Source organism: Alteromonas sp. McT4-15 (assembly GCF_020515205.1).
Classification (GTDB): domain Bacteria; phylum Pseudomonadota; class Gammaproteobacteria; order Enterobacterales; family Alteromonadaceae; genus Alteromonas.
This window is the reverse complement of sequence record NZ_JAJALG010000049.1, coordinates 1-19,070: the sequence shown is the minus strand read 5'-3', so window position 1 is coordinate 19,070 and position 19,070 is coordinate 1. Positions and strand designations below refer to the sequence as shown.

The following is a 19,070-nucleotide window of genomic DNA, read 5'->3' as shown; positions in this document are numbered from 1 at the left end:
TTTTTGATCGGATAACGCCGAAATAAGCGATCGGATTAGACCGAAATCACTGATCGGATTGAACCGAAATGGGTGATCGGAATGGGCCGGAACATGCACCCCTTAACTCATCTTTGTTTTTACTATCTTCCTTGTAAAGAATATCTGCAATTACGGATGCCTTTTCGTCATCAGTTGAATGAACATAATGGATAATTTGTGAAGGACTTTTTCTACCACCCCACATATTATTAACAGCAATAGGCAAGCCGCCTTTGTCCACTATATCAGTTAGATAATGTCGCATCTGATGCGGTGCGATACGGAACTCTTGAGAGAATCCATGCCTAGTAAATATTGTATTGTTGTTATTGCCTGTCCCTGATATATCGTTGCTGTAACATTTGCCCATTGTAATTGGAGATATAATCGAAAAGGGAGAATTAGACCCCTTGTAATCATTTCCACCACTCATCCCTATCAAGCCTAACTGGCAGGAATTCAAAGCAAATAATCTATGTTCAATATCACAACAACCCTCGTTTGATTCATTACGCACTACCGGAAACGATAAATACTGTTTTTTCAGGTGTGCAATCCACCGATTTTGGATCTCGTTAACACTCATAACGCCTTGAATATCGAGTTCCTTTGACAGGTTTGTTCTTTTTCCCTGTTGAGCAAGTAGTCTCGCTAGCTGTACTCCATTGACACTTACCTTGTCGCCTAACTGCAATTCTGCAATTAGCTTCACATGAAACTTCCCTTCTTTTCGTGCGCCTCTTGTCCCCTTTTCGACTCTCACTTTTTTTACTTTTGTGCGATCATAAAGTCCCAACAAATAGCCGAGTGAAAATAGGCTGATAGGCTTCTCGAGGTCAGGAGTTACGTCCTGCCAATTTGAATTTTCAACTTGAAAGTCCCGTAAAACATCTTTCAGTGGCGCAGACGGATTCTTATAGAACCTAGCTAGAACTCGATTGGGCGCAGTTACTACCTCCATATAATCTAGGGCAAGGCTAATAACAGGAGCCATCCCCTCTGCAATATGATTTTTATTATCAGTAAATCCTTTTGATCCAGACCAGTCGAGATAATGTGCCTTTTCTATCTTGCCATCAATATTTTCGGTTTTAGTTTTTAGGGATTGTTGATTGAGCACTGTTTGCTCTGCATGGACGCGATTTGGTGAGGAAAGCGATAACGCAAACATCAAGCAAACAAAAGCATCACGTTGGTTGTCCAATGGGTGAGTTGTATTCCATGCAGATTTATCCCACGGAATAGCTTTATGCTGAATGGCCCCCATTGCCATGACAGCCTTTTGGTCGGGTAATTTTGATTGATTTGCCTTCAATTCCTCTGCGCCGTTTCTTGTCTCCCTAACATCTCTTGGCAACTCCACAGTTAGCGGGATAAGTTCGTTAACTTTTAGCCATCGTATAAAACTTTGAAGCAACCCTAGGTTTCTACTGAAACCTACCTTCATCCAATATTTGGTCACAGAGTCTTTTGCAAATGTTGTAAATAACTCCGAGTCAGTAATTAATTCTCGCGCTATGCTGATCTTTTTACGCTTGTTATATGCTCCTAAATTTTTTGTAGCTATGCTTAACGTGTAGGCTTTCAGCAGTTCATGCCAAGGGGCATCCATAAGTTCATGTTTGTCGATTGTGCTTATTCTAGTCTGCCCAGTAGTATTTAGGGCGTAGTAAAAATTCGCTTTCTTTCCGTTTTTATCCTCATATTGCCAAGCTTTGTCCCGCCATGTGGCAACAGGTGGTACTTCTCCAACCTTGTATGGCCCACGCATGTGAGAAATATCTGTTTCCAGCATTACACTATCAACAAATGTTCGAATACGGGTTAAATATGGATTAATCAACATGACGTATCCCAACCTCATTCAACTTTATTTCTCTGATTAGACTTATAGTTGCTTTACAATAAAAGAGACTACTTTGTAGCTTTTTAAGCGTTTGCTTGTCTGGGCTTGATTTCTCATTAAAAGTAATTCTTTGCTCAATAACATTAAGATTTGATTCATGGTCAGCATCCAAGAATGGTCGGAAATTGTCGCAACCATAGCAACCGATGGGCTTACAGATATTGGATTGACAGGTATTGCAAACTTTATTGCTTTTCAATGTCCCTTGAATTTCATCAAACTCATTCTTTACTACAAAACCATCGATGAGTTTCAGCTCAGTTAGACTCATGCGAGCGAACTGACTGAGAACCCGCTGACTGGCCAATGCTTTATTTATAGCCACGCGACCTTTCATATCTAACTGCAGATATTCTTTTATCACGCTAGATGTTACGCCAGTTATGGCGGCGGCCTGGACTGTACTCAGGCCACGCTCAATAGCGTTGGTAATTACTGTATGCCGTGAACGATTATTGGAAATATTGAAGCTATCGATGCGAGTGCTTGATAGTCTTAATCTCTTTGAACTTCTTTTAAGATGTTTAAGCAATAGATGTGAAGATAAGTGCATCACATCAGACTGATACCCTAACAGCGAAAACAGATTTCGCTTTGTCTTGTATTGCGTTGTAAACAAATCTCTGCTTGGGTACAACGGACATCGATAGAATATATCGTTAAGCTCACTTTTAGAAAGATGGATACCTTGCCTATCCAGACTATCAATTACCAAAAGCTGGTAGAAATATCTATATATACCAATTAGATTACAAAATTCAGGTTCCAGCCGGTGAGAGCGTGTTTCCGCAGACTCTCGAAAACCAAAACCTCTTTTGGCTTTGAAGGTTCGAAGATGTAACAGGGCTACATCAGTAAACCCTGTTTCTATTTCGGGTAATGCCGATTTACCAGCATATCGATGATCTTTAAAGCTAACACCAACAGGCAGTAAGTCCGACCATTTTAACATCGCAAGCTGCACTGGCCGTCGATAGATTGTGATTAACATTAGTAAGCTGATAAGTTGGCCGAACTCAGAAAATAAGTTAAGTGATGGCACAACGTCCTTGTCCAGTTTACAAAGTACGTCGCTAACTCTGAGCCTTAATTTTTTCTGAATCTCACTCATCTCTTCGTCGGTATACACACCTTTTTCAGGATCAAATACGCCTTTCAACCTTTCCTTGGGATTCGGATATTCTTGAGTGTTTAAAAACTGAATAACTTTATTAAAATGAGACTTTACCGGATGTAACTCCGTAAGAGCACTTTTCTCAAGTTTCCTAAAAACACTTATTAATCGCCTCTTTTTTCCATCATTCGCCATGTGGAAAGCTGCCTGAAAACGACTAATGTCGCGCCACCCATTTTCAATGTGGAAGAAACTGTCTCTTATTAATTTCACGGTCGATGAAGCTAAATTTTCCGCACAATCTGCAAGAATGATTCTCAACGCTACCCAAGTTTGCATAGGAATATCGAACTTATTCATCTTATCGAGGCGAAGTATAAATTTGGTTCCCAATTGCCAATCATCACTTAGAATGTCGAATTTCCAAGCTTGATTCCTAGCTGTATATATTCGTTGTAACTCGTACTTTCTGAAATAGCTTGGTAAGAGCTCAATCGTCAATTGGTTGAGGTTAACTTCGTTCAGAAAACAGCTATTCATATCAACTAAGCTCCTTTACGTTACCTAATATAAACTTCTGTGCATTCCTAGAAATTTCGTAAGCTGCCACAGCGATTTTGTGCTCATTGTACAACTCGACCATATCCGAGTTGTTTACCCAACCCGAAGCGAATCTGCGTAAATCATTGATTCCTTCAGCTGAAAGCCCCATTGCTACACCTGCATCTTCAAATATCTCCTGAAATTTATGCCTCATTAAATGCGGATAAACCCGAAAATCAATCGATTTCGATAGTTGTGTAAATAAGTAATTCACACTTTGAATGGCTATAGGTTGTCCCGCTGTCTTTCCCTTTTCTGATACAAATATAAAGTCATGATTGACCGATTCAGGATATTTAGCGCGGTCTGTAACTATGTAGAGTAACAATCTTTGCATAAGTCCTGGACTAAGAGCAGATACATGTGCTTTGGTTTTTTGAGCTGGAGGCCGCGCACGTGTATCTGTCGGGTCATGTGGTGTGCGTGTTATTTTTATGCGAGGCGTTTTATCCGCGACTAGGTCACTGATTTTTAGCTTGCACGCAGCTCCAACACGAATACCAGTTTCGATTAATAGCTGCACAATTATGTGATTTCTAAACCGAGAATTTTTGGACCACGGGTTGTCCTGATGATGAGGTTTTATGATCTCCAGTAACCTGAAATAAACTTCTGTTGGTATTGCTTGCTCGAATTGATCTTTTACATCTGCATTATCATTCTTCACCTTTCTGGCAAAGCGTGACAGCCTTTCCTTACAGTCTTTGTAGCGCGCCTCAATCTCTCGCGACACCTTCTTTCCTGAATGAATGTTTTCATACAGGAACGAGAGAAAGCTAATGAGTGCCTTAATACGAAATTTCGTTGTACTACTAGCGACGCGAGTAAGCGAGAAACGTGTTGCATGAATGAGGTTATCAAGACTCTTTGTATTAAGTCGCTTTATGCTAATGATGTGACTATCAGATTCTGGTGTATGCCCCACCCGATAAAGGCAATGGGTTAGATAATCCTGAAGCTCGACTTTGGTAAAGAAAGTTCCTGACCTAACCCGCTCAATGAGGTCAATACCTCTTACATCAAAATATTCGAAGTTATACTTCGCTTGGTAAGCGTAAGAAAGTGCAGTTCTAAACACGTCAAAATCACGCAAATAAGCTGTCAACCAAAAACATCTTGGTAAATCGAATTCGAAATCAATTAAGTCGCAGCAAAGTTTGTTATCGAAATCTCGATATGGTTTCACACCATAGTCCATTACAAGTTTCCCTCAACTACTTGAAGCTTAATGAAAGTGTAGGAGAAATGGCTAGTGCGTCAAAAAAAATGATACGATCTTAATTGGATATTTATCGTGTTCATGAATGTTGGTGATTGTTTCATGATTCTTTACAGAATATTTCATAGAACTAATATTGCGATCCGCCTTATGCACCTATTAGTAAAACGGCTGCTTTTACGAGTTACGCGGCTCGCAGCTTTGGACAAGATTCTCAAGAAAAGCTAGCAGAACTTGCAACCCGAGCCTCTAAAAAGCGCGGTATTCCAGTGCTGATTTCCAATCACGACTTGCCGCTAACACGTTCACTTTATCATGGCGCTGATTTCAGCATGCTTTCAGTTAAGCGTTCAATTAGCCAAAATGGTGCTAAGCGACAACCTGTAGATGAGATATTGGCTTACTTTCCGCCAGCGAAGGTGCTGCCTAAAGCGAAAGTGAGAAAAAGAAAAACGAAGTCACCTGTAGTGGTGCCCTCTATATAAGCGCGGTTTGATTAAGCACTGTAGCCGCTGTACCACTTCACAAACATAAACAGCAAAACCACAAAGGTAATTACTAGCACAACGCCAATAATTGCAAAACTAATAAAGGTGCCTTTTGTGAAGTCTCGTTCGTAATTTTTGTGACTTTGAACACCAAACAGACTAGCAATTACACTCCCCAGAACTGACCAAAAACCAGTACCAGATTGCATAATCACACCTTAAGCGTCGTTAGGCGAAGAAGAGAAATCAACGCTGCCATCATCACTGTGCAGCAGTTCGAGTAGGTCCAGAAAGTGAAACTGAAATGACGGCGACTTGCCTGCTATCCAAGAAAACCAACTTACCTCTTCAACGCCATCTTTATGACGGGCACATTGATTTTGAATGTGGCTTGCCGGAAGTTTAGGATTAAACTCGGTAACAGGTTGATAGTTACAGACAGACGAGCGCGATTGAGGCGCAGACGACAACGCTACACTAAGTAACGCGGCGCTACCGCACACTGCAAAAAAAGGGAGAACTTTCATCCTGAATACTCCTAGCACTCGTTTAAAAATTAATCTCATTATAATCAAATCAAACGTTGGAACAAGACTATTGTTACTAAAATAAGTAAGTGCTCAAAAATACGTTTTCTACACTGTAAGCTTTTGCTAACACCAATACTGCGAAACCTTATTTTTAAAGCACAATATAAAAAGCCTAATGACAGCATTAGGCTTTTAACTCAACGTTCATTGGGCCTACCTTGGCCCAACACTAACTCACAATTACAGTTGGAAATCCATCGAGTAACCCACAGTGAATTTCACTGCGTCGTTATCAAATTCGTCTTCACCACCCATATCGTCTAGATCGGTACCTGTAATAGCGAAACTAAAGCCATCTTTAGACAGTGAAATACCATAATCAACGTAGCCTTCTACACCGTTGAACGCTTCTGCAAAGTCACCTTCGTGATAGCCTACGTGTAAACCTAACTCTGTGCCATTAAGTACTTCAAACGCATAATCAAGTGAAGTATAAGACGCTTGCGCGAAGCCAAAGTCTTGGCCTTCGCCTTCATCAGCTTCTGTGTGTGCTAGTAGATAAACGGTAAGGCTCAATCCACCCATACCAACGCTACCGTATACTTCAGCAAAATCGAAGTTAGCTTCGTCGTCGTAGTTGTAGTAAAGGTAACCGAAGTCGTAGGCAACACCGTCTGACTCACCAGAAAAACCGAAATACATATCGTGCTCGTATGAGTACACATCACCCGCACCGTAGTTTACGTTAGACGCCCAAGTACCCGCATAGAAGCCACTTTCGTGCGCGTAATCAATACCACCTTGAACAGCAGCTTCGTTAGTGGTTTGTGTAAGACCACGCCAAATGTAGTTGCTGCTCACGCCTGCGTTCGCAGTGAACTCGCCTTCAGCATAGCTTGGCATCGCAGTTAATAGACACGCTGAAGAGATAGCAGCGGCAAGTAATGTTCTTTTTGTAGATGTTTTCATGTGTGTTCTCCAGTGAAATTCAAATTTGTTGTTGTAATTTGTTTTTCTGTCTTCTTATTTTTGGACTGGATAACGCAAACTTAATGCCCATTTATGGTTCATCTTAAAAAACGCAAAATAAACCAATAAACAATTGAATTATATGAATTTAATTTTACGAAAAAATCACAACAAGCAAATACACATGCAAACAAACTGAATAAACATGCACCAACTTAACGCGACCTCACCAAAATTGGGCAGTGTATTGTGGGTATTTGCGACTGATTTAGTGCGCATCGACAGACTGTTTATTGCAATACGTAGTAAACAGATGCGCTTTTGGGTAAACTTTCTCTGAATTCACGCGTTTGCAACTCGTTGAGCTTGTTCAAGGTTCTATCGGGCAACGCATTTGGATGTTCACTTAAAGGATGCACCATGAAACCATTTTTGATAGCCCCTTCCATATTGTCAGCCGACTTTGCTCGACTGGGCGAAGACGTAGAAGCAGTATTAAAAGCGGGTGCAGATGTGGTGCACTTTGATGTCATGGATAACCACTATGTGCCCAACCTCACCTTTGGGCCAATGATTTGTGAAGCACTGCGCAACTATGGAATAAGTGCGCCAATCGACGTTCACTTGATGGTGAAGCCCGTCGATGATCTCATTGAAAAATTTGCTAAGGCTGGTGCGAGCTATATCAGCTTTCACCCAGAGGCATCTGAACATATAGATCGTTCACTTCAGCTAATTATTGATTCTGGTTGCCAGCCAGGTTTGGTATTTAACCCTGCTACGCCGCTGCATTACCTTGATCACGTTATGGATAAGCTACACCACATCCTAATAATGTCGGTTAACCCAGGATTCGGCGGGCAGAAGTTTATTCCCAGTACCCTCGATAAAGTGCGAGCCGTTAAACAGCGAGTTAAAGAAAGTGGCTACGACATTCGAATAGAAATTGACGGTGGCGTAAAAGTAGATAACATTCGCGACATAGCTGAAGCGGGTGCAGACATGTTTGTAGCAGGCTCAGCCATTTTTTCTCAAGATGACTATAGCGACGTTATTGGCCAAATGCGCCACGAACTCGCGGCATTATCAAAAGCATAACATTTTAAAAACGTAATACAGGTAAAGACAAATGAGTAATAAACCCGTTGTATTAAGTGGCTGTCAGCCTTCTGGACAACTTACCCTTGGCAACTATATGGGTGCACTTAAACAGTGGGTTTCCATGCAAGACGATCACGATTGTCTTTATATGATTGTAGATCTTCATGCAATTACTGTAAGACAAGATCCTAAATTACTCGGCGAAGCCTGCCTTGACGGTTTAGCACTTTACCTTGCCTGTGGTATCGACCCGCAAAAAAGCACTATTTTTATGCAATCGCATGTACCTGAGCATGCACAGCTCTCATGGGTACTGAACTGCTATGCACAAATGGGCGAGCTTAACCGCATGACCCAATTCAAAGACAAGTCGGCGAAAAACGAAAACAATATTAACGTAGGCTTATACAGCTATCCGGTTTTGCAAGCTGCTGATATTTTGCTTTACCAAGCGGATAAAGTACCAGTAGGAGAAGACCAGAAACAGCACCTTGAACTTACTCGTGACATTGCTACACGCGTGAATAATTTGTACGGTGATGTATTCCGCCTACCTGATCCTTACATTCCAGATTTTGGTGCTCGCATCATGAGCTTGCAAGAGCCTGAAAAGAAGATGTCAAAGTCTGATACCAACCCTAATAACTTCATTGGACTTCTAGAAGAGCCTAAAAAGCTGACTAAAAAGATAAAGCGTGCAGTCACTGACTCTGACGAGCAAGCAAACATCTACTTTAACCCAACAGAAAAACCTGGGGTTTCTAACTTGCTTACGCTGCTGTCTTTATCAACCGGGAAATCTGTGAAAGAGCTTGAGCCAGAGTACACAGATAAAATGTACGGTCATTTAAAAGGTGATGTGGCCGAAGCAGTTGTTTCGCTTTTAGAGCCAATTCAGCAGCGCTATGCCGAAATTCGTGCAGACCGCGCTTATCTTGACGAAGTCATGCGCCAAGGTGCAGAAAAAGCCAGCGCGCGCGCCGCTCAAACCCTTAAGAAGGTCTACGACGCTGTTGGGTTTATTCCAAAGCCGTAACGCATCACAATTGTAATGACAGAGGTTTATCGCGGCTGTGTTGCTGTTAATTGACAACTTTGATTCGTTCACGCATAACCTGGCGCGGTACTACACAGAACTAGGTGCTGATGTTGAAGTGATACGCAATAATGCGTTATCACTTGCCGATATTGAGCACCTATCACCCTCACAGCTTGTTATTTCTCCGGGCCCTTGTACACCTAATGAAGCAGGTATTAGCCTTGCTGCCATCCAACATTTTGCTGGAAAGCTCCCTATTATGGGAGTGTGCCTCGGCCACCAAGCAATTGGGCAGGTATTTGGCGCAAAAGTGGTAGGCGCTAAGGAAATAAAGCATGGAAAAGTATCTGCGCTTGAACATACAAATCAAGGACTGTTTGCCGGCCTTCCAGAACGCTTCGACGTCACTCGCTACCACTCACTCGTATTGGAACCCAATACACTTCCTTCGACACTTCGTGTAGACGCTTGGTGCGAAACCGCCTGTGGTCAAAGGGAAATTATGGCTATTTCACACACCCAATATCCTATTTGGGGTGTACAATACCACCCAGAATCATTGTTAACCCAACATGGCCACGACGTTTTGCATGCATTTTTAAGACAGCCGGCGGTTTCTCTTAAGTAAATTCGGGTTGGGCCGATAACCTATTCGCAATTCCCTGTTTTATCATTTACTTTTGATTGAGTATAAGAACAGGGGCATATCAATCCACCCGCAGGGTACTTTTCCCACGCCGGGTTTAGCGAAATAGTAGGCCCCATGTACGATAGTGTTGCCGTTTTAAAGAAAGTAATGAGTAGGAGTGTTTTTAACATGACGATTGGGGCTTCAATGCCACCTACAATCGATGATCGTTTTGAAAATATGATTGTCTCCCCTGAGCGTGTTTTTGAAATGCTTGGGCGTCGTCGTGTCGGTGAAGTCACCTATGAGCAATCTGAGCAAGGCGATGCACGCCGACGTCTCTTACATGTAGAAAAAGTTGCTATCGAGAACAAACGGCTTCAACAAAAATCAGAAGCGAGTTACGTCGAGAGTATAAATCATCAACTACATGAAATACTCCTTGGAGAAATGACTGAGTATTTGAGTCACACAGCCGAGTTATGCCAAGCGACCCTTTCCATACCAGAAAATATGGGTGAGTTGCTCGATGCATTATCGGTAAGGGCATGCACTATTTCGAAGCTAGAACCCATCGCCGCTAGCATGCCGTGGCTTTATGACGATCTCATTGCAGTGGTAAATACTCCGCGTTTTCGCCGCAAGGACTCTCGTGGGCGCATTATTGTGGTAGAAACGTTAAGAACAGCACTGAGTTTCTTGGGCATAGAGAACTTAAGGCTGTTAATCCCCTACTTCGTTCTTAAGCGTGCGTTACCTCAAGTGACCGACCCATACCCTCAAATAAAGCAAAAGTACCTAGCCTATGCCACTGGCGTTGCACTAACCGCAAAGCATTTGGCCGGTGAAACAGGCTTAAATAAGAATGAAGCCTATACACTGGGTATACTCAGCAATTTGGGTCGCTGTGCGGTCACTCGTTTGTACTTTAAACTTTTCGACAAAATACAAATGCATTTGCTACAAGAATGTCAAAAAGATAAAGAGCAGAAACGTCACGCTGCGCTACTTAAAATTACACCTTCTGCAAATCACTTAATAGCACTACAGCAAGAGTTTGCCGACTCGGTTACCGCAGACATTTTTGCGCATATGCAAATGACACGGTTACGCTTAGCTGACGCTATGCGATTATGTGCAGACAATGCGCCAGTGGAACGAAAAACGCTTAGTAAAACGCTTCATCAAGCTCGCACTTATGCGCAAGTGCGCATGCTGCATCAACTCAAACTGGTTGAAATGAAAGAAATTAAACCACTTTTTAGTGAGCAGAAATACCCAGCTGGAAGCCTTGAAGTGTTAAAATCTATTGACGTTTTCACTCTCCCTTTGGTGAAAAACGAAGATCATTAGTAAATTTTTATTGGATATTCATGCACTCATTATTCGAATGAGTGCTACCTTTTTACTCAATATCAGGCGAATTTTTGTAAGGATACACTGACCCCCAATGTACCTTTACGCCTTTCTCGTACTGGCATTCCTTGTTAACACTAAAAGCTATATATCAGTATTTAATAGTTATTCACTTTTAATGCAAATTAAGCCACAGTCCTTATAAATAAAGGGCTACAGCCATTTACAGTGAAGACAAATGTTAAAAAAAATGGCATACTGTTAGCCAATTTCGATTAGTTTTTACGCGCCTAAGTCAGCTTTTGTTGCTTGTGAAAAGAATAAACGCTTTCGTCATAAGAGTAACAAACTGCACACCACATTGTGTGTTTGGCGCCCAACGCAGAGGTAACAAAGATGAACGTAACTCGCGCTACATTTGATGATGTAATGGTTCCTAACTATAACCCGGCAGGTATGGTGCCCGTTCGTGGTGAGGGTTCGCGTGTTTGGGATCAAGATGGTGCTGAGTACATCGACTTTGCAGGCGGTATTGCAGTAAACGTTTTAGGTCACTGCCACCCAGAGCTAGTGAAAGCATTAACCGAGCAAGGCAGTAAGCTATGGCATTTAAGTAACGTATTTACTAATGAGCCAGCACTTCGCCTTGCGAAGAAGCTGACAGATGCGACGTTTGCAGAGAAAGTTTACTTTGCAAACTCAGGTGCAGAAGCAAACGAAGCTGCACTTAAACTTGCGCGCCGCTTCGCATTAGATAATTTCGGCGAAGAGAAAAACCAAATTATTGCTTTTAATAAAGGCTTCCATGGCCGTACATTCTTTACCGTAACGGTAGGTGGTCAAGCGGCTTACTCTGACGGTTTCGGTCCTAAGCCTGGTGCAGTAGATCACTGTGATTACAACGACCTTGCTGCATTTGAAGCAATGATTTCTGACAAAACTTGTGCGGTAATGATGGAGCCGCTACAAGGTGAAGGCGGTATCATTCCGCCAGATGCTGACTTTGTAAAAGGCGTACGCGAGCTTTGTGACAAACACAACGCACTACTTATTTTTGACGAAGTACAATCAGGTGTTGGCCGTACAGGTCACCTGTATGCATACATGGGTCTTGGTGTAACACCAGATATTCTAACTACAGCTAAGTCACTTGGCGGTGGTTTCCCAATTGGTGCAATGCTAACCACAACTAAAATTGGTGCGCATCTGAAGGCAGGTACACACGGAAGCACATACGGCGGTAACCCACTAGCGTGTGCTGTGGCAGAAAAAGCATTTGATATTGTTAACACACCAGAAGTAATGGAAGGTGTTCTTAAGAAAGAAGCACTGTTCCGTGAATTGCTTGGTGCGATTAACGATAAGTACAATGTTTTTGAAGAAGTTCGTGGTCAAGGGATGCTTCTTGGTTGCGCGCTAAATGAAAAATATCAAGGTCGTGCACGCGACTTTATGATGGCGGCAACAAAAGAGAATCTAATGTGTCTTGTTGCTGGCATGAACGTTGTTCGTTTCGCGCCATCACTGGTAATTCCAGATGAAGACATCAAAGAAGGTCTTGCACGCTTCGAACGCGCGGTAGCTGCCGTTGTAAACGCCGAATAATTACAACACGAGTAGCGAACATGAATATCATTCGCCCTATCACAAAAGCTGATTATAACGCGCTGAAAGAGATAGCTGTCGAGTCGGGCATAGGCTTTACGTCTTTGCCCGTTAACGACGAGTTACTACAACGCAAAATTGATCGTGCCGAGACTGCGTTTAACAAAGCAAACGTTACCGAGCCTGGCGATGAGTCATACTTGTTTGTAATGGAAGATACCACCACCGGCCAGGTGGTCGGTACGACAGGTATTGAGGCTGCCGTTGGCATAGATGATGCGTTTTATCATTACCACTTGAGCAAAGTGGTACATGCATCGCGTGAGCTTAACATCCATAACACAGTGGATATCCTTACTTTCTGTAACGATTACACTGGCGTAACAGAGATTTGTACATTGTTCCTTCGCGAGCAGGCACGTGGCGGCATTAACGGACGCTTTCTATCAAAAGTACGCTTCTTGTTCATGATGGAACACCGCGAGCGTTTCTCTGAGACCGTTATTGCAGAAATGCGTGGTGTAAGTGACGAAGAAGGTCGCTCACCATTTTGGGAATGGCTTGAAACGCATTTCTTCTCGTTGGATTTTCCAACTGCTGATTACTTAACGGGTATTGGCAACAAGGTATTTATTGCCGAGCTTATGCCTAAATATCCTATCTATGTGAACTTACTCAGTAAGGAAGCACAAGATGTGATTGGAGAGGTGCACGAGAAAACACGCCCCGCATTACAGCTTCTTGAAGAAGAAGGCTTTTCATGTCGCGGTTACGTAGACATTTTTGATGCAGGGCCGACGGTTGAAGCAAACCTTAGCCATATTCGAACGGCACAATCGAGTTTGAAACTACCGGTGGTTATTGATGACAGTGCAGCGGCTCAGGGCCAAACGCATTATATAATCAACACCTCAATTTCTGATTTTCGCGCCGTAGCCACCGAGATGACAGTAAGCGAAGAGCAAAACGTTGCTGTATTGTCTCGCCAAGCTGCTGCGGCACTTAACGTTAAAGAAGGTGATGAAGTTCGCTTTGCACCTGTAACGTTTAGAGACTAATAAGGACACCCACAATGCTACATACACATTTTATAAACGGTGAATGGGTTGCCGGACAAGGTCATGACCTTAAGTCAATTGACCCAGCTAAAAACGAAGTAATTTGGGAAGGCAAGTCTGCCACTGCCACCCAAATTGACGATGCGATTAATGCAGCGCGTGCCGCACTACCTGCATGGAGCATGAAAACCGTAGAAGAACGCCTTAAAATCATCAAGGTATACGGTACTAAGCTTGAAGAAGCGAAAGCGCACCTTACCAAGGTAATGGCTAAGGAAACAGGCAAGCCTGAATGGGAAACGGCCACCGAAGTGGGCGCCATGATGGGTAAAATCGGCATCTCAGAAAAAGCGTATTTTGAGCGTACCGGTAATGTTGAAAACCCTATGCCTGTGGGCAAAGCATTTATTCGCCATAAACCACATGGCGTGGTAGCGGTATTTGGTCCTTACAACTTCCCAGGTCATCTTCCTAATGGGCACATTGTACCTGCGCTGATTGCAGGCAATACCGTTGTATTTAAGCCAAGCGACCTAACACCAATGGTTGCGCAAGAGATGGTTAAACTATGGGACGCGGCAGGTCTACCAGCCGGCGTGCTTAACCTAGTACAGGGTGAAGTTGAAACAGGTAAAGCACTTGCCTCTCACAATGACATCGACGGCCTGTTTTTCACCGGTAGTTCGCGCACGGGTAAAATCTTGCACGAACAATTTGCAGGTCACCCCGGCAAAATTTTAGCCCTTGAAATGGGTGGCAATAACCCACTAATCGTTAAAGATGTAGCAGATGTTGATGCAGCGGTACATGATATCGTGCAATCTGCATTTATTACTTCAGGTCAGCGCTGCACTTGCGCACGTCGCCTGTTTTTACCTGCAGACGCACAAGGCGACGCAATACTTGCGCGTTTAATTGAAGTCACCAAAAACATCAAAGTTGGCGATTACGACGCTGAAGATCAGCCGTTTATGGGTGCAATGATTTCAAGTAATGCTGCTGCGCTAATGGTAAAGGCTCAACAAGAGCTAGAAAACCTTGGCGGTAAAGTATTAGTTCGCTTAGAACAAAAAGACGAGAACAAAGGGTTCGCAACTCCGGGTATTATCGATGTGACAGACATGCTGTCTTCGTTACCTGATGAAGAGCACTTTGGCCCACTACTTAAAGTCATTCGTTATACTGACTTTGACGCAGCCATTGAAGAAGCGAACAATACCAGCTTCGGTCTTTCAGCGGGTCTGTTAGGCGACAACGAAGAAGACTATCGCTATTTCTTTGCGCGTATTCGCGCAGGTATTGTTAACTGGAACCGCCCAATTACGGGTGCCAGCAGTGCCGCACCATTTGGTGGCGTGGGCGATAGCGGTAACCACCGCGCCAGTGCATTCTACGCGGCAGATTACTGTGCTTATCCAGTCGCTTCTGTGGAACTTGAAAAAGTTACCATGCCTGGATCGTTAAGCCCTGGTTTAACAATGTAAAACTACTGTGGCTAACATTGCTTTAGTGTTAGCCACATTATTACCCTACATATTCAAACCTACTTAAAAAAGTAGAAGACAGAAAGGACCCTACAACTATGCATAGCAGCATCGATACGTTGTTTAGCAACATGTGGGACGATTACGTGACTATCACTCCTTCTGCGCACAAAATTCACGCGCTGTTAGCTGGAGAAGAAAACACGAACGACATCGTTAACGACCATGTTGCGTTTAGAACATTTGCGCTTGATAAAACGCGTCTAGACAAGCTCGCGGCACATTTTCTTGCATTGGGCTACGAAGCGAAAGGCGACTATGACTTTGAAGCCAAAAAGCTAACGGCAAAGCATTTTGAACATCCAGACGATACCAAGCCTAAAGTATTTATCAGTGAGTTACGTGTAAACGAACTATCAGAAGATGCGCAAGCCATTATCAAAAGAATGGTCGAACAAATGCCAGCTGAAGTGGTTGAAGCAGATAACTTTTTGTACTCAGGCAAGCATTGGGACGTGACAAAAGCAGAATATGATACCTTGCTTAACGAGTCTGAATATGCGGCGTGGATGGCGGCATGGGGATTCCGTGCGAACCACTTTACGGTAAGTGTAAACCATCTTACTCGTACCAACGAGCTTGAAGACGTTAACACCCTATTGAAAGAAGCAGGCTTTGTGCTTAATACATCAGGCGGCGAAATTAAAGGTGGTCCAGACGTTTTCTTAGCACAATCGTCGACCATGGCTGATCGCGCTGACGTCGCCTTCAGTGACGAAACGGTATCAATTCCAAGTTGCTTCTATGAATTTGCACAGCGCTACGATATGCCAAATGGTGAGCGTTACCAAGGATTTGTGGCCGCATCTGCAGACAAGATCTTTGAAAGCACTAACGTTAAATAAATCGCGTTAGGTCTTAAGCATACAAAAGCCCACTCACGTCATTACAGTGTGTGGGCTTTTTTTTAGCAAATGAGTGCCAACTTATTTTAGCAATCATCACGGTCCAGATTTAACGCAACGAGTCGTGAGTGTGACGAGCAAGAAACTGATCGTACGGCATAGGTTTGTCAAAATAAAAACCTTGCATTAAATGCACGTCGGCTTGCTCAATAAGCGGTAAGTATGATTCAAGTTCGACACCTTCAACGACCACATCAATTTGCAGGCTTTTAAGCATCGAAACTAACCCTAAAAACAATGCATTCGCCTTGCTGTCTTTATGGATACCTTGAACCAAGCTTCTGTCTACTTTCACTACTTCAAATTGAAAACTACGTAAATAGCTCAACGACGAAAATCCGGTTCCAAAGTCATCCAGTGATAACTTAAACCCTCTCTCCCGCAGTTCAGTTAGTGCACGAAGTGCCTGCTTTTCATCGCGAATAAACACCGATTCTGTCAATTCCAGCTCAATAAACTCAGGAGAAACATGACTTAACGAACAAATACGCACAGCTTCATCTGGAAAGTTAGGGTCTAGCAACTGATTGGCAGTGATGTTTACCGACATTGGAATAGCCTCGCCCTGCTGTGATTCCATAATAGAGATATAATCACAAGCAGACTCTAACGCTTGCAAGCCTATGGCACGGTCGAGTTTCTGTTCTTCAGCTATCGGAATAAAAACGGTGGGAGAAACCACGCCGTGCAAACCTGATATCCATCGACACAGTACCTCGCCCCCTTTTAGTTCACCATTTGGTGCATACTTGCCTTGGATATAAAAATCGAGCAAGTGATTTTCAACAGCACGTCGTAAGTCATTGGCCATACTAATTTGCTGAGTCATACTTTCATATAACCCAGGTTCGTATACAAACGCTTGCCCTTTACCAAGCTCTTTTGCTTGATACATAGCCGCATCGGCGCATTGAATTAAGCTTTCTATGCTGTCGCTATGCTCAGGGTACTGCGCTATCCCAATGCTTGCTGATAGGCGCATTTCCGTGTTTTTCGCGTAGATAACGTCTTCTTCTATTTGCTTAATCAATTGCTGTGACTTTTCAACAACACTATCAATATCTTGTTCAGGCAATACCACAATGAACTCATCACCGCCCCATCGTCCTACTTCGCCAATTGGGCCGAACATTCCCGTGAGTAAAGCACCAATGCGTTGTAGCTCGGCATCACCGCGTTCGTGTCCCGCATTGTCGTTAATCGCTTTAAAACCGTCTAGATCAACAAAAACAAGTAGAAAGTGCTGCGATTCATTTGCATATTTTGTCACCGCTTCACGCAACGCGTTTCGATTAGCAAGCCCGGTTAAATCGTCGTGCAGTGCCAGTTGGCGCAAGCGAATTTCGCTGCGTTTCTTATCGCTTATATCGCGCATTGTCGCGATAAGGTAGGAAGAGGCCTGCTGAAATGTGTCAAATAGCGCCAGTGAAACATCCACCACCTTGCCTTCACCTTTTTGAGTGACAACTTTCGACTCGAAGCGAACCTGCTTTTCGTCCACCAACCGCGTTTGATCAACCTTCTCTTCGGTTAATAGCTCGTTGAAGTTTAAGCCTAGACATTGCTCTTTTGTACCTGCACCTAGCAACTCAATAAACGCTTCATTGCACTCCGTTATTATCAAGTTGGGAGTCAGTACCAACATAGGCTCTCTAGAACTGGCAAACGCAGAGGCCATCAAATGAAACGATTGTTCTGCTTTTCGCTGTTGAGTGATATCTTTTGTGGTACCAACAATATGAAGTGCTTCTCCTGCTAATCCTCGTCGAAGCACGCGCCCCCTTAAACGTACCCACTGGTAGTCACGATCTAGTTTTAAGCGAAATGAAAACTCAATGCGCTCGCGATTACCGTGCAGGGCCATGGTCCAATGAAACTGCAAATTCTCCATATCGTCTTCATGCACGCGCCGCATTAACTGAATAAGCGTACCTGACCACGTTGAAACGCTTTCAGAATGTAGCGAAAAAGAACGGATTTCCATCACATCCGTTTCAGCTTGCCAACTCCAAAATGACTCTTGTGACGCCCACAGTGCAAGCTCGAGGTTCTTCTGGGCAAGCTTGCTTTGCTGTAGCATGTTGTACATGTCTAGACTTTTTTGGGTCAGAATAGCTTCCGCTGACTCCCGCGCTACACGTTCACGCTTTAACCGCCTTTGCAAAACGGCAAATTGCTTTTCTGTGTAAGTCGATTTGCCTGACATAACTGTATTACTGCAATAGTGAAATGCTAAATTCGTAAGTATGAGGCTTATCTATCTGATAGGTTTCCCGCGCTAATTTACACCCATAGAAGTCGGCAGCAGCATCCATAAGCCCTTCGGCTAAAGAAAAAAGTTCTCGCTCTGAGTAGTATTGAAGACGCATTGCATTATCGGTGCGTGAAAGCACCGTAAATCGGGGAAGATCCGCATCGGGATATAACTTCTTAACTTGCACATGGATATCACCATCCAGATGCTCAAGCATATCTAACATTCCATTGGCATTTGCGAGCACTTCGCCGTGCACGGCACCAAGCTTACCAAAAAGGTAATAGCCAAAATCGTATAAGAGTTCATTGGCCGATTTACCTGTTTTTTCCACTAAAACGCTGAGCAAGCGCTGCATTTCTTCAAAAGGGTAGTAACCAACCGCTGTGTACGCTCCGTCATTCTCTAGCTCTGCTTCAACAATGACATCGTCAGCAAACTCTGGTGACACCTTTTCTTCCAGCATATCAATCAACGATGTAAAAACTATGCCTAGCATGTACGTTCCTCATTTAGTTTCTTTTATGAGTGTAGTCCAGCTAAGCATAAGAACAACTTAAACTTTCTGGTAAAATTAGCATTCGTCAATCTACAAAAGCTTTTCAATACGCATAAAAAAAGCGCCTGTATCGGCTAATGCCAGTCAGTTAAGCTGACTGGCATTTTTCTTTTTGGCGGGGTACTTACTTGGTTTGGGTTTAACACATCGTGGATATAACCTATCCTCTCG

16 protein-coding genes and 1 pseudogene are annotated in these 19,070 nt (G+C 43.3%); 9 read left to right on the top strand and 8 right to left on the bottom strand.

Annotated features, from left to right (window positions below):
* Window positions 1-46: 46 nt before the first annotated feature.
* From LHL20_RS19585 to LHL20_RS19575, 3 genes are read right to left on the bottom strand one after another with little or no spacing between them, the layout of a single operon-like run.
* On the bottom strand, window positions 47-1,867 hold the full coding sequence (locus LHL20_RS19585) for a hypothetical protein (protein ID WP_226434488.1): 1,821 nt from the start codon (window positions 1,865-1,867) through the stop codon (window positions 47-49).
* Window positions 1,857-3,581 carry a hypothetical protein gene (locus LHL20_RS19580; protein ID WP_226434487.1) on the bottom strand — a complete coding sequence of 575 codons (1,725 nt, stop codon included), beginning with the start codon at window positions 3,579-3,581 and terminating at the stop codon, window positions 1,857-1,859. Before LHL20_RS19580 ends, LHL20_RS19585 begins: the two co-directional genes overlap by 11 nt.
* Window position 3,582: 1 nt before the next feature.
* Complete coding sequence (locus LHL20_RS19575; protein WP_226434486.1) at window positions 3,583-4,842, bottom strand: site-specific integrase; 1,260 nt, start codon at window positions 4,840-4,842, stop codon at window positions 3,583-3,585.
* Between the two features lie 155 nt (window positions 4,843-4,997).
* Here LHL20_RS19575 and LHL20_RS19570 point away from each other — a divergent pair.
* Window positions 4,998-5,348 (top strand): annotated as a pseudogene (locus LHL20_RS19570) (DNA adenine methylase); the annotation flags it as partial.
* Window positions 5,349-5,359: 11 nt separating this feature from the next.
* Here the strand turns inward: LHL20_RS19570 and LHL20_RS19565 are convergent.
* The 3 genes from LHL20_RS19565 to LHL20_RS19555 all read right to left on the bottom strand — a co-directional run bounded on the left by LHL20_RS19565 (window position 5,360) and on the right by LHL20_RS19555 (window position 6,850).
* Window positions 5,360-5,560, bottom strand: a complete 201-nt coding sequence (locus LHL20_RS19565; protein ID WP_159627345.1) for a DUF2970 domain-containing protein — start codon at window positions 5,558-5,560, stop codon at window positions 5,360-5,362.
* A gap of 9 nt (window positions 5,561-5,569) precedes the next feature.
* Entirely contained in the window at window positions 5,570-5,878 is a 309-nt protein-coding gene (locus tag LHL20_RS19560) for a hypothetical protein (RefSeq protein WP_159627346.1), read from the bottom strand.
* Window positions 5,879-6,121: 243 nt separating this feature from the next.
* Window positions 6,122-6,850, bottom strand: a complete 729-nt coding sequence (locus tag LHL20_RS19555) for a TorF family putative porin (protein ID WP_159627347.1) — start codon at window positions 6,848-6,850, stop codon at window positions 6,122-6,124.
* Window positions 6,851-7,270: 420 nt separating this feature from the next.
* Between LHL20_RS19555 and rpe the strand changes: the two genes are divergently transcribed.
* The 8 genes from rpe (at window position 7,271) to LHL20_RS19515 (ending at window position 16,026) form a co-directional block, all read left to right on the top strand.
* A complete protein-coding gene (rpe, locus tag LHL20_RS19550; protein WP_226434485.1) occupies window positions 7,271-7,948 on the top strand; it encodes a ribulose-phosphate 3-epimerase in 678 nt (225 codons plus the stop codon).
* Between the two features lie 31 nt (window positions 7,949-7,979).
* On the top strand, window positions 7,980-8,987 hold the full coding sequence (trpS, locus tag LHL20_RS19545; RefSeq protein ID WP_226434484.1) for a tryptophan--tRNA ligase: 1,008 nt from the start codon (window positions 7,980-7,982) through the stop codon (window positions 8,985-8,987).
* 37 nt (window positions 8,988-9,024) lie between these two features.
* Window positions 9,025-9,618, top strand: a complete 594-nt coding sequence (locus LHL20_RS19540) for an anthranilate synthase component II (protein WP_226434483.1) — start codon at window positions 9,025-9,027, stop codon at window positions 9,616-9,618.
* Between the two features lie 189 nt (window positions 9,619-9,807).
* A complete protein-coding gene (locus LHL20_RS19535) occupies window positions 9,808-10,971 on the top strand; it encodes an HDOD domain-containing protein (RefSeq protein WP_226434482.1) in 1,164 nt (387 codons plus the stop codon).
* Window positions 10,972-11,370: 399 nt separating this feature from the next.
* Window positions 11,371-12,579: an aspartate aminotransferase family protein gene (locus LHL20_RS19530; protein WP_202263306.1), complete on the top strand. Its 1,209-nt coding sequence runs from the start codon at window positions 11,371-11,373 to the stop codon at window positions 12,577-12,579.
* Between the two features lie 20 nt (window positions 12,580-12,599).
* Window positions 12,600-13,637 carry an arginine N-succinyltransferase gene (gene astA, locus LHL20_RS19525; protein ID WP_159627353.1) on the top strand — a complete coding sequence of 346 codons (1,038 nt, stop codon included), beginning with the start codon at window positions 12,600-12,602 and terminating at the stop codon, window positions 13,635-13,637.
* Window positions 13,638-13,651: 14 nt separating this feature from the next.
* Window positions 13,652-15,121, top strand: a complete 1,470-nt coding sequence (astD, locus tag LHL20_RS19520) for a succinylglutamate-semialdehyde dehydrogenase (RefSeq protein ID WP_226434481.1) — start codon at window positions 13,652-13,654, stop codon at window positions 15,119-15,121.
* Between the two features lie 98 nt (window positions 15,122-15,219).
* Complete coding sequence (locus tag LHL20_RS19515; protein WP_226434480.1) at window positions 15,220-16,026, top strand: DUF1338 domain-containing protein; 807 nt, start codon at window positions 15,220-15,222, stop codon at window positions 16,024-16,026.
* 109 nt (window positions 16,027-16,135) lie between these two features.
* Here LHL20_RS19515 and LHL20_RS19510 read toward each other — a convergent pair whose 3' ends face one another.
* A complete protein-coding gene (locus LHL20_RS19510) occupies window positions 16,136-18,292 on the bottom strand; it encodes a putative bifunctional diguanylate cyclase/phosphodiesterase (protein WP_226434479.1) in 2,157 nt (718 codons plus the stop codon).
* Window positions 18,293-18,299: 7 nt separating this feature from the next.
* Window positions 18,300-18,839, bottom strand: a complete 540-nt coding sequence (locus LHL20_RS19505) for a heme NO-binding domain-containing protein (protein WP_226434478.1) — start codon at window positions 18,837-18,839, stop codon at window positions 18,300-18,302.
* Window positions 18,840-19,070 lie beyond the last annotated feature (231 nt).

What these genes read in the sequence shown, in the direction of transcription:
- LHL20_RS19510 (WP_226434479.1), bottom strand. Translation starts at nt 18,292, where the DNA reads ATGTCAGGCAAATCGACTTACACAGAAAAGCAATTTGCCGTTTTGCAA.
- LHL20_RS19555 (WP_159627347.1), bottom strand. Translation starts at nt 6,850, where the DNA reads ATGAAAACATCTACAAAAAGAACATTACTTGCCGCTGCTATCTCTTCA.
- LHL20_RS19575 (WP_226434486.1), bottom strand. Translation starts at nt 4,842, where the DNA reads ATGGACTATGGTGTGAAACCATATCGAGATTTCGATAACAAACTTTGC.
- LHL20_RS19560 (WP_159627346.1), bottom strand. Translation starts at nt 5,878, where the DNA reads ATGAAAGTTCTCCCTTTTTTTGCAGTGTGCGGTAGCGCCGCGTTACTT.
- LHL20_RS19515 (WP_226434480.1), top strand. Translation starts at nt 15,220, where the DNA reads ATGCATAGCAGCATCGATACGTTGTTTAGCAACATGTGGGACGATTAC.
- LHL20_RS19535 (WP_226434482.1), top strand. Translation starts at nt 9,808, where the DNA reads ATGACGATTGGGGCTTCAATGCCACCTACAATCGATGATCGTTTTGAA.
- LHL20_RS19565 (WP_159627345.1), bottom strand. Translation starts at nt 5,560, where the DNA reads ATGCAATCTGGTACTGGTTTTTGGTCAGTTCTGGGGAGTGTAATTGCT.
- trpS (WP_226434484.1), top strand. Translation starts at nt 7,980, where the DNA reads ATGAGTAATAAACCCGTTGTATTAAGTGGCTGTCAGCCTTCTGGACAA.
- LHL20_RS19580 (WP_226434487.1), bottom strand. Translation starts at nt 3,581, where the DNA reads ATGAATAGCTGTTTTCTGAACGAAGTTAACCTCAACCAATTGACGATT.
- LHL20_RS19530 (WP_202263306.1), top strand. Translation starts at nt 11,371, where the DNA reads ATGAACGTAACTCGCGCTACATTTGATGATGTAATGGTTCCTAACTAT.
- astD (WP_226434481.1), top strand. Translation starts at nt 13,652, where the DNA reads ATGCTACATACACATTTTATAAACGGTGAATGGGTTGCCGGACAAGGT.
- rpe (WP_226434485.1), top strand. Translation starts at nt 7,271, where the DNA reads ATGAAACCATTTTTGATAGCCCCTTCCATATTGTCAGCCGACTTTGCT.
- astA (WP_159627353.1), top strand. Translation starts at nt 12,600, where the DNA reads ATGAATATCATTCGCCCTATCACAAAAGCTGATTATAACGCGCTGAAA.
- LHL20_RS19505 (WP_226434478.1), bottom strand. Translation starts at nt 18,839, where the DNA reads ATGCTAGGCATAGTTTTTACATCGTTGATTGATATGCTGGAAGAAAAG.
- LHL20_RS19585 (WP_226434488.1), bottom strand. Translation starts at nt 1,867, where the DNA reads ATGTTGATTAATCCATATTTAACCCGTATTCGAACATTTGTTGATAGT.